Source organism: Cryobacterium sp. MP_M3, assembly GCF_015752155.1.
Taxonomy (GTDB): Bacteria; Actinomycetota; Actinomycetes; order Actinomycetales; family Microbacteriaceae; genus Cryobacterium.
This window is the reverse complement of record NZ_JADOVI010000009.1, coordinates 139764-153588: the sequence shown is the minus strand read 5'-3', so window position 1 is coordinate 153588 and position 13825 is coordinate 139764. Positions and strand designations below refer to the sequence as shown.

13 protein-coding genes and 1 pseudogene are annotated in these 13825 nt (G+C 70.2%); 9 read left to right on the top strand and 5 right to left on the bottom strand.

Annotated features, from left to right (window positions below):
- Positions 1-15: 15 nt before the first annotated feature.
- Positions 16-765, bottom strand: coding sequence for a GntR family transcriptional regulator (locus IWX89_RS11955; RefSeq protein WP_196903778.1), 750 nt, complete (start codon positions 763-765; stop codon positions 16-18).
- A 182-nt stretch (positions 766-947) separates the two neighbouring features.
- Between IWX89_RS11955 and IWX89_RS11950 the strand changes: the two are divergent.
- The 3 genes and pseudogenes from IWX89_RS11950 to IWX89_RS11940 all read left to right on the top strand — a co-directional run.
- Positions 948-1187: pseudogene (locus tag IWX89_RS11950) on the top strand (glucose PTS transporter subunit EIIB); the annotation flags it as partial.
- Positions 1184-1660 carry a PTS glucose transporter subunit IIA gene (locus IWX89_RS11945; RefSeq protein WP_307836534.1) on the top strand — a complete coding sequence of 159 codons (477 nt, stop codon included), beginning with the start codon at positions 1184-1186 and terminating at the stop codon, positions 1658-1660. The pseudogene IWX89_RS11950 and the gene IWX89_RS11945, both read left to right, overlap by 4 nt.
- 105 nt (positions 1661-1765) lie before the next feature.
- On the top strand, positions 1766-2044 hold the full coding sequence (locus tag IWX89_RS11940; RefSeq protein WP_196903777.1) for an HPr family phosphocarrier protein: 279 nt from the start codon (positions 1766-1768) through the stop codon (positions 2042-2044).
- 149 nt (positions 2045-2193) lie between these two features.
- Here the strand turns inward: IWX89_RS11940 and IWX89_RS11935 are convergent, their stop codons facing one another.
- Positions 2194-2985, bottom strand: coding sequence for a nuclease-related domain-containing protein (locus tag IWX89_RS11935; protein ID WP_196903776.1), 792 nt, complete (start codon positions 2983-2985; stop codon positions 2194-2196).
- 150 nt (positions 2986-3135) lie between these two features.
- Positions 3136-4800, bottom strand: coding sequence for a diguanylate cyclase (locus IWX89_RS11930; protein ID WP_196903775.1), 1665 nt, complete (start codon positions 4798-4800; stop codon positions 3136-3138).
- Between the two features lie 248 nt (positions 4801-5048).
- Between IWX89_RS11930 and IWX89_RS11925 the strand changes: the two genes are divergently transcribed.
- Together IWX89_RS11925 and IWX89_RS11920 are read left to right on the top strand one after the other, a co-directional pair.
- Positions 5049-5375 carry a cupin domain-containing protein gene (locus IWX89_RS11925; protein WP_196903774.1) on the top strand — a complete coding sequence of 109 codons (327 nt, stop codon included), beginning with the start codon at positions 5049-5051 and terminating at the stop codon, positions 5373-5375.
- Positions 5376-5558: 183 nt separating this feature from the next.
- Complete coding sequence (locus IWX89_RS11920) at positions 5559-5855, top strand: glutaredoxin family protein (RefSeq protein WP_196903773.1); 297 nt, start codon at positions 5559-5561, stop codon at positions 5853-5855.
- A 57-nt stretch (positions 5856-5912) separates the two neighbouring features.
- Here IWX89_RS11920 and IWX89_RS11915 read toward each other — a convergent pair whose 3' ends face one another.
- Positions 5913-6707, bottom strand: a complete 795-nt coding sequence (locus IWX89_RS11915) for a hypothetical protein (protein WP_196903772.1) — start codon at positions 6705-6707, stop codon at positions 5913-5915.
- Positions 6708-6936: 229 nt separating this feature from the next.
- On the opposite strand from IWX89_RS11915, the gene IWX89_RS11910 reads away from it, so the two are divergent.
- From IWX89_RS11910 to IWX89_RS11895, 4 genes are all read left to right on the top strand, one after another.
- Positions 6937-7923 (top strand): ring-cleaving dioxygenase, encoded by a 987-nt coding sequence (locus tag IWX89_RS11910; RefSeq protein WP_196903771.1) that lies wholly within the window; start codon positions 6937-6939, stop codon positions 7921-7923.
- A 2-nt stretch (positions 7924-7925) separates the two neighbouring features.
- Positions 7926-8615 (top strand): alpha/beta hydrolase, encoded by a 690-nt coding sequence (locus IWX89_RS11905; RefSeq protein WP_196903770.1) that lies wholly within the window; start codon positions 7926-7928, stop codon positions 8613-8615.
- A 371-nt stretch (positions 8616-8986) separates the two neighbouring features.
- Positions 8987-10042: a maleylacetate reductase gene (locus IWX89_RS11900; RefSeq protein ID WP_307836533.1), complete on the top strand. Its 1056-nt coding sequence runs from the start codon at positions 8987-8989 to the stop codon at positions 10040-10042.
- 416 nt (positions 10043-10458) lie between these two features.
- The gene (locus IWX89_RS11895; protein ID WP_196903768.1) at positions 10459-10848 is read left to right on the top strand and encodes a hypothetical protein; all 390 of its coding nucleotides are present in this window, start codon (positions 10459-10461) and stop codon (positions 10846-10848) included.
- Between the two features lie 536 nt (positions 10849-11384).
- Here the strand turns inward: IWX89_RS11895 and ppsA are convergent.
- Positions 11385-13775 carry a phosphoenolpyruvate synthase gene (gene ppsA / locus IWX89_RS11890; protein WP_196903767.1) on the bottom strand — a complete coding sequence of 797 codons (2391 nt, stop codon included), beginning with the start codon at positions 13773-13775 and terminating at the stop codon, positions 11385-11387.
- Positions 13776-13825 lie beyond the last annotated feature (50 nt).

The window sequence follows — 13825 nt, the reverse complement described above, 5'->3', positions numbered from 1 at the left end:
GTGGCTGTGGGTGGGTCAGGGCTGGTGTTGCAGATTGAGGGTCATGTGCACCTGGTAGCGGTCGCCGCGGTACCACGAGGTGACGTATTCGACGGATGCCGAGCCTGCCGACGACGTGCGGCGGAACACCATCAGGGGTGCGCCTTCGGTGACGCCGAGCACCTCGGCGGCGCCGGCATCCGCCGTCTCGGCCCACACGGTCTGTTCCGCGTTGTCGATCCGGAGTCCGTATTCGGTGGCGAAGGTCGCATAGAGCGACCGGGTCAGGTCCTTGCTCTCGAGGTCGGGCAGCAGTTCGGCCTTGTAGTAGCCGCGTTCGAATGCCATCGGGATGCCGCCGGCGAGCCGGAGCCGGTCGACCTCGTAGACCTGGGCGTTCGCGCCGAGCCCAAGCGCGGCCCGCACCTCGAGCGGGGCGTCGACCAGCGTGAACGAGCTCACGATCGTCGCGGGGATGAGTCCGCGCCGGCGCATGTCCTCGGTGAAGGAGGCGAGGTGCAGGTCGGTCTGCACGCGGTCGCCGGCCACGAAGGTGCCCTTGCCCTGCACTCCGTAGAGGCGGCCCTCTTCAACGAGCTGGCGGATCGCCTCGCGCACCGTGGAGCGGCTCACGCCGTACTGGGTCATCAGCTTGCGCTCGGCGGGGATGGCCGCGTGGGGGGCCAGGGTGTTCTCGATCCGCTCGAGCAGGATCGCCCGCAGCTGCGCATGCTTGGGCACGGGGCCCGCTTCGAGGGCCGGGCTCTCGTCCTGGATCTTCGTCATCGTTTCACCTTCAGGTTGTTGGTCGATCTCCAGCATAGGACCACTTTCGGTTTGTGGTTCGTACTGGTACGATCCAATAGTTCGATGATGAAGCCGCGGCCCCCTGCTTGTCAAGCCCCACTGCCGCCCGGGTTCTCGGAGAGCACTAGAATCCGGACCAGCAGCACCCACCACAGGAGGAACACACCATGAGCAGCAAAGCGGAACAGATCCTCGCCGGCCTCGGCGGATCAGGCAACATCGTCGAGATCGAGGCCTGCATCACTCGGCTCCGCACCGAGGTCACCGACCCTGCCCTCGTGAACGAGGCGGCGCTCAAGGCCGCCGGCGCCCACGGCGTGTTCCGGTCGGGCACCATCATCCAGGTTATCGTCGGCCCCGAGGCCGACAACCTCGCCGAAGACATCGAGGACATCCTGTGAGCTCGTCCACACCCGTGGTCGTGCTCGCCCCCGTTCCGGGCCGGGCCGTCGCCATCGAGGAGGTGCCCGACCCCACCTTCGCGCAGTCGATCGTGGGCCCCGGCGCGGCGATCGACCCGCCGCGCGGCGTCGTCGACGCGATCGCGCCGATCAGCGGCAAGCTGCTCAAAGTATTCCCGCACGCGTATGTGATCCTCTCCCCCGACGGGCTCGGCGTGCTCGTGCACCTCGGCATCGACACCGTGCAGCTGCACGGCGAGGGATTCACCCTGCGCGCGGCCCAGGGCGACACCGTGTCGGCGGGCGACGTGATCGTCAGCTACGACGTGGTCGCGATCGAGGCCACCGGACGCAACCCGATCGTGCCGGTGATCATCCTCGAGCGCACCGCCGCGAACATCACGCTGGCGGATGCCGTCACCGCCGGCGCGCAGCTCGCCGCCGGCGATGAGTTCATCACCGTCAACAGCTGACGGCCGGGTCGAGCTTGCGCTGCACCGCCCGCACCCGTCATCGTTGACTAGCAGCCCCACCCCAATCGGCGAGAACCGATCTCGCACGCACCACCAGGAGGAACCATGTCCGAACGCACTGCCACCATCGCGAGCCGTGTCGGCCTGCACGCCCGCCCAGCCTCGATCTTCGCGGCGGCCGTCGGTGAACTGTCGATCGAGGTCACGATCGGCCTCGAGAGCGACCCGGCCGAGGACGCCATGGATGCCTCGAGCATCCTGAGCCTGATGAGCCTCGGCGCCGCCAACGGTGACGTCGTCATCCTCCGGGCCGAGGGCGAGGGCGCCGACGAGGCTCTCGAGGCCCTCGTGCTGATCCTCGAGACGGACCACGACGCCGCGTAACTCACAGCACGGCACCACCCCGCGCGGCCCTGCATGAGGGCCCCGGCGCCGCGTGGCCCGCGGCGCCGGCCCGGTCAGGTCAGGTCAGGTCAGGTCAGGTCAGGTCCGGTCAGGTCCGGTCAGGTCAGGTCCGGTCAGGTCAGGCTGCGTCAGCCTATGTTCGCCAGTCCGATCATGGCGGCCGAGAGCGTCGGCGCGGCCAGGAGCAGACCCCCGACGAGGGTCGCGATCCCGGTCAGCTTCCAGATGGTGCGCCGCAGCAGAGCCGTGCGCACCTCGGCGTCGAGCGTCTCGAAGAGTTCCTGGGCATTCGGGGTGGCTGAGAACAGCGGCGCCGGCCAGGTGTCCGGGTTGTCGATGACGGCTCGGAGGGCGGCCAGTTCGGCCGGGCCGAGCACGACCGGCCGGGTCATCAGCCAGCGGCGCAGCGCGGGCCCGGTCACGACGGCGACCCTCTCCGGCTTCTTCGTGATCGAAAGTGACTTCGCATTGACGATGGCGACGACGGGGTGCGCGGCGGCGAGCTGCGGCATCCGTTCTCCCAGCAATGTCGTGACCCGGTCGGCCTCGTATTCGGCGTTGCGGATGTGCGGCACCTTGTAGCCCGACACCATCAGGGTCTGCCCGGCAACCCAGATGCCCTTGCCGGTGTGGTTCTTGGTGTTGATCGTGAAGACCCCGCCGGGGCCGATCACGAGGTGGTCGATGTCCGCACCCTTCTTTCCGATGGGGAGTGAGTGGAAGACGCTCCAGCTGGCGGGCAGCGTGGCGAGCATGGCCGCGACGTCGAGTTCACCCTTCGCGCCGAGGTACCAGCTGACGCTGTCGGCGGCGAGCGGGGACCAGCCGAATACGCGGCCGAACACGCTCCTCGTCGGCGTCTCGGCCTGCTTCTTCAGCAGCAGGTCGATGATCGCCTGCGCGGCGGGCTGATCGCCCATGCCGGGTGCGGAGACGGGCGCCGTCTCGTGTGATGACGGCTGATGCCCCGTGGATGGTCGAACTGTCGTTGCCTGGATTGTCATGGATCCCCCCGGATCGTGCTGTGCGGATGTTTCAGTGCGGCATCCATCGTCGGCTGCCGCGGAAGGTCAGTCGTCGGCGGTCACGACCTGGTCGCGGCCGCGGTGCTTGGCGGCGTAGAGGGCCACGTCGGCCCGTTCCAGCCAGCGCGAGACCCGCTCGGCCGGGTGCAGCGCGGCCAGGCCGGCGCTGACCGTGCAGGTCAGGCCGACGGCCACGTCGTCCCAGGTGTAGTCGCGCACCGAGGTGAGCAGCCGTTCGCAGGCCAGGACGGCCTGGTCGAGTTCGGTGTTGCCGAAGACGAGCAGGAACTCCTCGCCGCCGACCCGCACCGCAAGGTCGCTCTCCCGGGTGACGGCGCGCAGCATCTCGGCCATCGCGGTGAGCACCACGTCGCCGATGGCGTGGCCGTATTCGTCGTTGACGAGCTTGAAATTGTCGAAGTCGATCATGGCCGCGCACGCTGGCTGGGACAGGTCGCGGGCACGGTCCATCAGCAGGGGCAGCTCCCGGTCCAGCGCGCGCCGATTCGGCAGTCGGGTGAGCGGGTCGGTGTGCGCCTGGTCGTCCAGTTCCTCGGCCCTGACCCGCTGCACCTCCGCCTCGAGCTGCGACCGCTCGGCCTCGTGGCGAGCTTGCTCCACCTCGAGGGTGTTGATCAGCAGCTGGGACTGCAACCCGGCCGTCTGGGTCGTCATCTTCAGAGTGAGCGCATGCAGCCGCTCATAGTGGTGCAGGGCTTCCCCGAAATGCCCGCGTTGCTTGTGCATTTCATACAGCGCCTGGTGCAGCCTGATCTGCAATTGCGGGTCTTCGTCGATCGTGGGGCAGGCCAACTGCGCGTCCATCATCGCGGTCGCCGCGTCGAGGTCACCCTCGGCCCGCACCACCTCGGCCAGTTGCGCATCCACGTTGACCTCGAGATTGCGGAAACCGTTCACGTGCGCCAGATCCTTGCAGCGGTGAGCCTTCTCCCTGGCCTCGTCGTGCTCGTCCAGCTCGATCAGGATGCTGACCAGGTTGGTCAGCGCGATGGTCTCGAAGAAGCTGTGCCCCCGGGCGTGGGCCAGGGCCACAGCCTCGCGAATGAGGCCCAGGCCCTCCTGCAGCGCCTGCGACGGGTCGCAGTCGTTCCTGCGCTGGGCACGCGCTGCCTCCAGGCAACTGTCGCCCAGGTTGTTCACGGCAATGTAGCGAGCCTCGGTGTCGTCCAGCGTCCTGGAGAGCGCCAGCGCCTGGCGCCCCACTTCAACGCCGCGCGCGGTGTCGCCCATGGCGCCGTGCACCGTCGACGCCCGGGTGAGCGCCCAGAACTCTGCGAGTTGACTGCCGGAGGCCCGTGCCGCCTCCAGCGCGGGAACCGCGTGGCTGAGAGCCTGCTCGGGGAGGCCGGTGTCGGTGTACGCGAGCGCCAGCGTGCAGTGCACCTTCGACTGCCGAAGCAGGTCGCCGCTGGCCGTCCAGTATTCGAGGGCCAGCAGGCCGTTCTGAACGGATTCCTGGTAGTTGCCCAGCCGCAGCCGGTGCAGGGCGAGCATCTCGCGGGCATGCGCCTGCTGCACGGGGCTGATGCCCGCGGTGGCAAGGGCGGCTTCGGCCGCGGCGGCACCGTCGAGGTGGCTTCCGGCCGCGGAGAGCCGTTCGCTCGCGTCGAGGAGGTCCTCGATCCTCGTCTGCGTCATCGGGTCCTGCGGCGGGTCGCGCCGTTCGGAGACCGCCTGGTTCGAGTTCATTGCTCAGTCCCCCCGACTGCTCTTGCCTCATTCTGAATCTAGCAGCGTTGTCGCTGATGCGGGCCGGTTTTCGGGCGGCTGCGAGCCCCCACTTCTGGAGTCAAGTCGGGCCTTTCGCGGGCACCCGTTCGGGGCATCCGTTGCTCGCGGCGCAGGTTTGGGAAGCCGGCGCACCCTGGAACGTGCGCCCGCTTCCCAAAGGTGCGCCGCGACCCGCGCGAGACGGGTCGCCGGGCTAGCGTGAGGGAATGGACAACTCAGCGGCCCCGATCACCTTCATTCCTGATGTGCGCGCCGACGCCAGCCTCGCCCCGGGCGGCCTCGGGCACAGCACCGTGCTCAACGCTCCGGGGGTGCGGGTGGTGGTGCTCACCTTCGCGGCAGGGCACGTGCTCAAGGAACACCGAGCTCCGAAGACCCTCCTCATGCAGGCCCTCGACGGATGCCTGCGCGTCACCGCCGGCGGCAAGGTCACCGACCTCGTGCCCGGCGCGCTGCTCCGCCTCGACGAGTCGCTCCAGCACGAGGTCGAAGCACTCGAGGAGTCGCGGCTGATGCTCACGCTGATCGGGTAGGGCGGGCATCCGTCACCCCGGGCGCGTCCTCGCCCTGGCGGCGCACTCACCCACGCGGCACCCGCTCCCGCGGCGCACCTTTGGGCCGCGAGCGCATGTTCCAGCGTGCGCCCGCTTCCCAAACCTGCGCCACGAGCTGTCGCGCCCGGCGAAGGTCCCAGCCGCCCAACCTAGGATGAGGCCATGACCGACCTCGACGCACCGACCGCCGCAGCCTCCGCCGACCCCGCCCAGCGCATCACGATGTTCGGCGCAGAGTGGTGCGGCGATTGCCGCCGCTCGAAGAAGTTGCTCGATGTGCTGAACGTCGACTACGACTACGTCGACCTCGAGAGCGTCGACGACGGCGCGGACCGTGCCCACGCGATCAGCGGCCGCACCCGGATCCCCGTGATCGTCTTCCCCGACGGAACGCACGTGGTCGAGCCCAGCGACTCGACGCTGCACGCGAAGCTCACCGAGTTCGGCCGCATCAACTAGAACCCCCGGGAACACCGGCCGCGGCATCCGCCGCCGGGCGCACCAGCGGGCTGCCGGTCAGGGCAGGTAGGCCCCGAGCACCTGCACGGTCGCGATCGACAGGGTGCGGTGCGTGCGCTCGTAGACGGGCATCAGCTCGGTCGACCCGCGCACCGTGTGGATCACGCCCGCCGCGTCGAAGATGGCGACCGGGTCCAGGTCGCGAAGCAGCGCCCAGAACGGCTGGAAGAAGTAGACGCTGCGATCGCCGGCGTCGAACTCCTCGAGGGTCATCGCCACGTAACGCGAGCGGGCCTCGACGGTAGAGGGGAAGCCGCGGAAGTAGTCACAGCCGGGTTCGGCCGGGTCCTCGTCGTGCAGCATCGGCGCGGGAACCGCGTACCAGCCCTGCCGATCGTTGGTCGCGGTGGCCAGGGCGCTGGCGATCAGGCGGTAGGTCAGGGCGCGCTTCGTCGTGACCGGCGGGGTCTTCGGGATGCCGAGGCCGGTCGCCACCTCGATCCGACGCACGATGTCGTGCGGGTTGAGGGCGGCCATCATCTCGATCCAGCTGATCTTGTTCACGACCCCGTTGACCAGGAACTTGCAGCCGCCGACGAGATCCCACTGGATGCTCATCGCGTTCTGCTCGTCGTGCACGATCAGCAGCCGGGCGCCGTCGTCGACCTCGACCCCGGAGATGCGGAGGTGCGGATGCCGGCGCACCAGTTCGCTGGCGATCCACCACATCTGCGCGGTCAGGAAGCGGTCGGCGGGCGGGTTGTAGACCTCGTAGCCGTTGGTGGTGCCGGCATCCTCGTCGTCGTCGTGGATGTAGTTGTCGCCGGAGTCGTTAGACGATGCGTCAGTCATCTCCCGCTCTCCTGCCTGATCAGAGTTGGATTCCCATATTGCTCCCGTTCGGCGGGATGCGACATGCCCAGTTCGGGTGAGAGAGGGACGAGAGTGGGGTGGGACTGGGGTGAGAGCGGGCCGGGCGCGGTCGGAGGCGGTCGGATGCTGGCAGTTCGGGCGATCAGGAATGAAATCCCAGAAACATGCGTTTGCATGAAAGTCAGCGTCACCACCAGAAAGGGACCTCATGAGCATGCACACCTCCGGGCTGCACCACGTCACCGCGATTGCCGGCGCACCGCAGCGCAACATCGACTTCTATGTGAAGGGTCTCGGCCTTCGTCTGGTCAAGAAGACCGTCAACTTCGACGACCCCGGCACGTACCACCTCTACTACGGTGACGACGCGGGCCGGCCCGGTTCGCTGCTCACCTTCTTCCCGTGGACCGGCATCTCCAGCGGACGAACCGGCTCCGGGCAGTCGACGTCGACGGCCTTCTCTGTTCCGGCCGGCAGCCTCGGCTGGTGGGCAGACCACTTCAGGGCGCTCGGCGTCGACTCGACGCTCGTCTCCCGGTCCTCGGATGAGGAGCGGCTCTCCCTGCGCGACCCCGACGGCCTGCAGCTGGACCTCGTGGCGTCGTCGACGGTGGATCCGCGCAATCCGTGGGACTCGGCATCCGTGCCCGCCGAATTCGCCGTGCGCGGCCAGCACTCCTCCGTGCTCACCGTCGCCGACCCGACCGGCACCGTCGAGGTGCTCACCCGTGACCTCGGCATGCGCATTCTCTCCGAGTCCGGCGATCGCATCCGGGTGGGTGCCGGCGACGGCGCCGCGGGCAACATCGTCGACATCATCGCCGACCCGAAGGGTCAGGTCGGCCTCACCGCCGGCGGAACCGTGCACCACATCGCGTTCCGGGTGCCGGACAAGACCACCCAGGAGCAGTGGCGGGCCGAGCTCGTCGACCGCGGCTACGGTGTCACGGCCATCCTCGACCGGCAGTACTTCACCTCGATCTACTTCCGCGAGCCGGGCGGGGTGCTCTTCGAGATCGCCACGGACACCCCCGGTTTCGACATCGACGAACCGCTGCTCGAACTCGGTCGGTCGCTCAAGCTGCCGCCGTGGCTGGAGCCCAGCCGCGACCAGATCGAGCACGCCGTCGCACCGATCACCCTGCCGGCCGAGAACAACCCTGCGCTGGCCCTGACCACCCCCGGCACCGAGTAGCGATGACCGCGAACACGAACCCCACGCCCGGCCGGGACACCCCGGCCGGGCCGCCGGCCCCCGACTGGCCCCACGTCTACCGGGCGGGTAAGCCTTCCTCGGCGAACGACCCCGTGCTGCTGATGCTGCACGGCACCGGCGGCAACGAAGAGGAGATCCTCGGCCTCGCCGACGCCCTCGACCCGGCCGCCACCCTCCTCTCCCCGCGCGGGCCGGTCACCGAGGGCGGCCTGCGCCGCTGGTTCCGCCGGCTGTCCGAGGGCGTGTTCGACGTGGACGACGTCGTGCGCCGGGCCGCCGAACTGGCCGGCTTCCTGGCCTGGGCCCGTCGCCACTACGACCTCGGCGAGCGCCCGATCGTCGCCGTCGGCTTCTCCAACGGTGCCAACATCGCCCTCGCCACGGCGCTGCTGCACCCGGAGGCCGTGAAACGGGTGATCGCGTTCTCCGGCATGTTTCCGCTCGACGGCCGCAGCCTCAAGACCGACCTCTCCGAGACCGCGGTGCTGCTGCTCAATGGCCGCACCGACCCGATGGCCCCGCTGACCAGCGTCGACACGGTCGCTGCGGCGCTCTCCGCGCGGGGAGCAGCGGTCGAGCAGGAACTCCGGGGCGGCGGGCACGGCATCGCCGCAACGGATGTCGCCGCCGCCCGGTCCTGGCTGGCCCACCAGCAGCCGGCCGCCGGCTGATGCCCGCGCCGAAAGGTCTCATCGTGGGCCCGGGCGCAGCCGCGGAACCCGCTGCACCGGACCGGCCCTTCGGTTTCGAGTATCGGGCCGGGCCGGGCCGGGCCGACTCGGGCCGGGCTGTCTCGGGCCGGGCTGTCTCGGGCCGGGCCGACTCTGGACCGGCCGACTCGGGCCAGGCCGACTCTGGCCCGGCCGACTCGAACCAGACCGACTCTGGCCCGGCCGACTCTCGACCGGCCGACTCTGGACCGGCCGACTCGGGCCAGGCCGACTCTGGCCCGGCCGACTCTGGACCGGCCGCCTCTGGCCCGGCCGACTCGGACCGGGCCGACTCTGGCCCGGCCGACTCGGGCCGGGCCCACCGGCAGCGGGTGCTGTTCGGCACCGGCCGGGCCGGGGAGCTGCTGCCGACTGTGCTGGCGGAGCTGGGCATGCGGCAGGCGATGCTGATCGGCACCCGGCGCGAACTGGAGCGCTCCGCGCGGGTGCTCGGCGGCATCCGCCCGGCCCTCGTCTTCGACGAGGTCGTGCAGCATGTGCCGGTCGAGCTGGCCGAGCGCTCAACCCAGGCGGCCCTGGACGCCGGAGTCGACGCTCTCGTGGCCATCGGCGGCGGTTCGGCGATCGGCCTGGCCACGGCGGTCGCTCTGCGCGCCGGGCAACAGGATTCCGCCGCGAGGCCGCTCCCGATCGTGGCCGTGCCGACGACCTACTCCGGCTCGGAGACCACGGCGATCTGGGGCCTGGTCGACGGCGGCCTGAAGACCACCGGAGTCGACCCTCGGGTGCTGCCGGCCGTCGTGATCTACGATGCCGAGCTGACCCGGTCGCTCCCCCGCGGCCTCAGCGTCTCGAGCGGGCTGAACGCGCTCGCCCACGCCGTCGACGCGCTCTGGGCGCCCGGCGCCACCGCCGCCACCGCCGCGGTTGCCGTCAACGCGATCCGGATGCTCGCGGTCGCCCTTCCTGCCGTCGACGCCGATCCCGGCTCCCTCACCGGCCGTGAGGCCGCGCTCCTCGGCGCCCATCTGGCGGCCGGCGCGTTCTCGGCGACCGGCTCGGGACTGCACCACAAGATCAGCCACGTGCTCGGCGGCACATTCGGGCTGCCGCACTCGGAGACGCACGCCGTGGTGCTGCCGCACGTGGTCGCGTTCAACGTGCCCGCCGCCCCGGCGGCCGAGGCGCAGATCGCGACCGCGCTCGGCGCGTCGTCTGCCGTGGCCGGGCTGGTCGCGCTCCGAGACCGTCTGCACGCCCCGACCACTCTGCGCGAGCTCGGCTTCCGGGAGAGCGACATTCCCCGGGCGGTTGAATTGATCCTCGCGGCGGTCCCGCCGTCGAACCCGCGCCCGGTGACCGCCGACGGCCTCGCCGCGCTCCTGCGCGCGGCCTGGTCCGGTGCGGCGCCGGGTTCGGCGGCCTGACCCTGGCCCTCGTCCGGCCTGACCCTGGCCCTCGTCCGGCCCGCCCCTGCCCGACCCGCCCCTGCCCGACCCGGCCCAGCCCAGCCCCGCCCAGCCCCGCCCAGCCCAGCCCCGCCCGCCCTCGTCCGGCCGCGCTTGCCCGGCCCAGCCCAGCCCGGCCAGCCCTTGCCCTGCCAGCCCCGCCCGGCCCGGCCCGGCCCAGTCCAGCCCGGCCCAGCCCCACCCGGCCCAGCCCCGCCCAGCCCAGCCCACCCAGCCTCGCCCCGCCCCGCCCAGCCCAGCCCCGCCCCGCCCCGCCCAGCCCGGCCCCTGCCCGGCCCGCCGCTCGCGGTGCCCAGGCCGGCTCGGAGCCGGGCCTTTTGGCCTACTCCGGCGACCGGCCCGCGCGCTAGGCTGCCACCGAACGGGGAGGCACCATGACCAACGCAGAACACGACAACGGCACCGAAAAGAACGGCACCGACAAGACCGGCACCGGGACGCCCGCCACCGAGAAGGCGATCGAGGGCACCGACAAGGCGACCGGGCTCACGCCGCGGCAGCTCGCCCGGGACGCGCGCGTGCGCATCCTGCGGAGCAAGGCCGCGGTTCTGCGCTCCGAGGTGGACGCCGTCGCGGCCACCCACCTCGACCCGGACACCCTGGAGGAGTTGCTCGCAAACGCCGGCCCGGAAGAAGTCCTGCGGATCGAGAAGGCAGAGCACACCATCAGCGCCCGGGTTGCCGGGGCCAGGGCAGAGGCCGACGCCGCCGAAGCCGAGTACGAACAGGCCTTGCTCGAACGCTACGACGAGTCCGGCGCCTGACCGGGCCGCCGCCCCTCATCCCGCCCCACCCTCGACCTCGAGACCCCAGCCAACCGGCTGAACCAGCTGCTACACGCGGCATAAACCCCCGCGTTGCCCCGACCCCTTGACTTTGCCCAGGAAACGGCTGCCCAACTCACATCTCGGCGAACATCGGCGCCCGCAGACCCAGGCTCACGGCCCCGCCCCGACCCGCCCCGACCCGACCCGATCCCAGTCGGACGAACACGGCCGCCAGACCTCGCCGACCTGTGACTTAAGCATCCGTTTGCCCCCAGGAAAAAGGTGCTTAACTCACAGTTCGGCGAGGCCAGCCAGTCGTCGGCGAGGCTGGCCGGTCGTCGGCGAGGCGGGCGGACGGGCGGGGCTGGGACGGGAGCCCGGCCGCTACCGGGCCGAGACTGCCCCACCGACGACGGGCCCCACCGACGACGGGGACGACGGGCCCCACCGACGACGGGGACGACGGGTCCCACCGGCGACGGGGACGACTGGCCCCACCGGCGACGGGCCCCACCGACGACGGGAACGACCGCTCAGGCGGTGTCGAGCTGGCGCTCGGCGGCGGAGATGTGACTGACCGTCTTGAGGAAACTGTCGGGATTGAGCGAGATGGAGTCGATGCCCTCCTGGACGAGAAAGGCGGCGAAGTCCGGATAGTTGCTCGGCGCCTGGCCGCAGATGCCGATCTTGATACCGGCGGCGTGCGCCTTCTCGATCGCCTGGCTGATCATGCTCTTGACCGCCTCGTCGCGCTCGTCGAAAAGGGCCGCGAGGTCCTCGGCGTCGCGGTCGACGCCGAGCACCAGCTGGGTCAGGTCGTTCGAGCCGATCGAGAAGCCGTCGAACCGGGTGGCGAACTGCTCGGCCAGGATGACGTTGGCCGGGATCTCGCACATCATGTAGACCTGCAGCCCGTGGTCGCCGCGGGTCAACCCGTTCTCGGCCATCACCGCGAGCACCTTGTCCGCCTCGGTCGTGGTGCGGCAGAACGGCACCATCACGATCACGTTGCCGAAGCCGATCTGTTCCCGCACCCGCTTGATCGCCCGGCATTCGAGGGCGAACCCCTCCCGGTAGCGGTCGTCGTAGTAGCGGGAGGCGCCTCGGAAGCCGAGCATCGGGTTCTCCTCCGAGTGCTCGAAGCCGGCGCCGCCGACCAGGTGCGCGTATTCGTTGGTCTTGAAGTCGCTCATCCGCACGATCACCGGGTTCGGGTAGTACGGCGCGGTGAGCTTGGCGATGCCCAGCGACAGCGCCTGCACGAAGTACTCCTTCGGGTCGCCGTAGCCACGGGTGAGTTCGGCGATCCTCCGCAGAGCCACCGGGTCGGTCACCCGGTCAGGATGCACGAGCGCCATCGGGTGGATCTGGATCAAGTTGTTGATGATGAACTCCATCCGGGCCAGCCCCACCCCGTCCGCCGGCAACCGCCACCACTCGAAGGCAGCGGCCGGGCTGGCGATGTTGACCATCACCTTGGTGCGGGTCTTCGGCACGGAACCCAGGTCGATCTCCTCGGTCTCGAAGGTGAGCCCGCCCTCGTAGACGAAGCCCTGGTCACCCTCGGCGCAGGAGATGGTGATCAGCTGGCCATCCGTGAGCACATCGGTGGCGGTGCCGGTTCCCACCACGGCCGGCACTCCGAGTTCCCGGCTGACGATTGCCGCGTGGCTGGTCGGTCCGCCGTGGTCGGTGACGATGCCTGCGGCCCGGGTCATGATCGGCACCCAGTCGGGGTCGGTCATCTCGGTGACCAGGATGGCGCCGTCGACGAATTTCTCGATGTCGGCCGGGTCCTTGATCACGCAGGCCACCCCGGATGCGATGCTGTCGCCGATCGCCACCCCCGAGATGAGCAGGGGCCCCTCCTCGGTGAGCCGGCTGACCGTGAACCGGGTGCCGCTGGCCTGCGACTGCACGGTCTCGGGCCGGGCCTGCACCATGAAGAGTTCACGGGTGATGCCGTCCTTGGCCCATTCCATGTCCATCGGCCGGCCGTAGTGGTTCTCCACGATCACCGCCCAGCGGCCCAGCTTCACGATGTCGGCGTCGGAGAGCACGAAGGACTGACGCTCCCGTTCCGGCGTGTCGATCATGCGGGTGCGGGCGCTGCCGCCCTTGGCGTAGACCATCTTGCGGGCCTTGGCCCCGAGGGTCTTCTCGATGATCGGTGTGCAGCCGGGCTGCTCGAGCAGCGCCTTGAAGACGAGGTACTTGTCGGGGTCGACGGTGCCCTGCACCACGGTCTCGCCGAGGCCGAAGGCCGCGCTGATCACGGCGGCACCCGGGAAGCCGCTGTCGGTGTCGATCGAGAACATCACCCCTGAGCCGCCCACGTCGGAGCGGATCATCCGCTGGACGCCGATCGACAGCGCCACCTCGAGGTGGTCGAACTTCTTCACCTCCCGGTAGCTGATCGCCCGGTCGGTGAAGAGGGAGGCGTAGCAGCGGCGGCAGGCGTCGAGCAGGTCGCGCTCGCCCGTCACGTTCAGGAACGTCTCCTGCTGGCCGGCGAAGCTGGCATCCGGCAGGTCTTCCGCGGTGGCGCTGCTGCGCACGGCGACGGCCAGGTTGGCCTGGCCCGACTTCTCCGACAGCTCCCGGTACGACACGCGGATGCCGTCGGCGATCTCCTCGGGAAACTCCCCGCCCAGGAACAACTCGCGCAGGGCGTCACCGGTGGCGCGGAGCGACGCCTCGCCGGAGTGGAACAGTTCGAGCCGGTGGCGCAGGGCCGGCTCGATCCCGTTCGCGGTGATGAAGGCGCGGTAGGCATCCGCGGTCGTCGCGAACCCGTCCGGCACGCGCACACCCTGGCTCGCCAGCGATCGCACCATCTCCCCGAGCGACGCGTTCTTGCCGCCGACCTGGGGGATGTCGGCCAGGCCGATCTCGTTGAACCAGACCACACTGCGCTCGGTCATGAAGACTCCAACCCTGCGTGGGATCGCTGGATCGACGCCGGTGCGCCGGA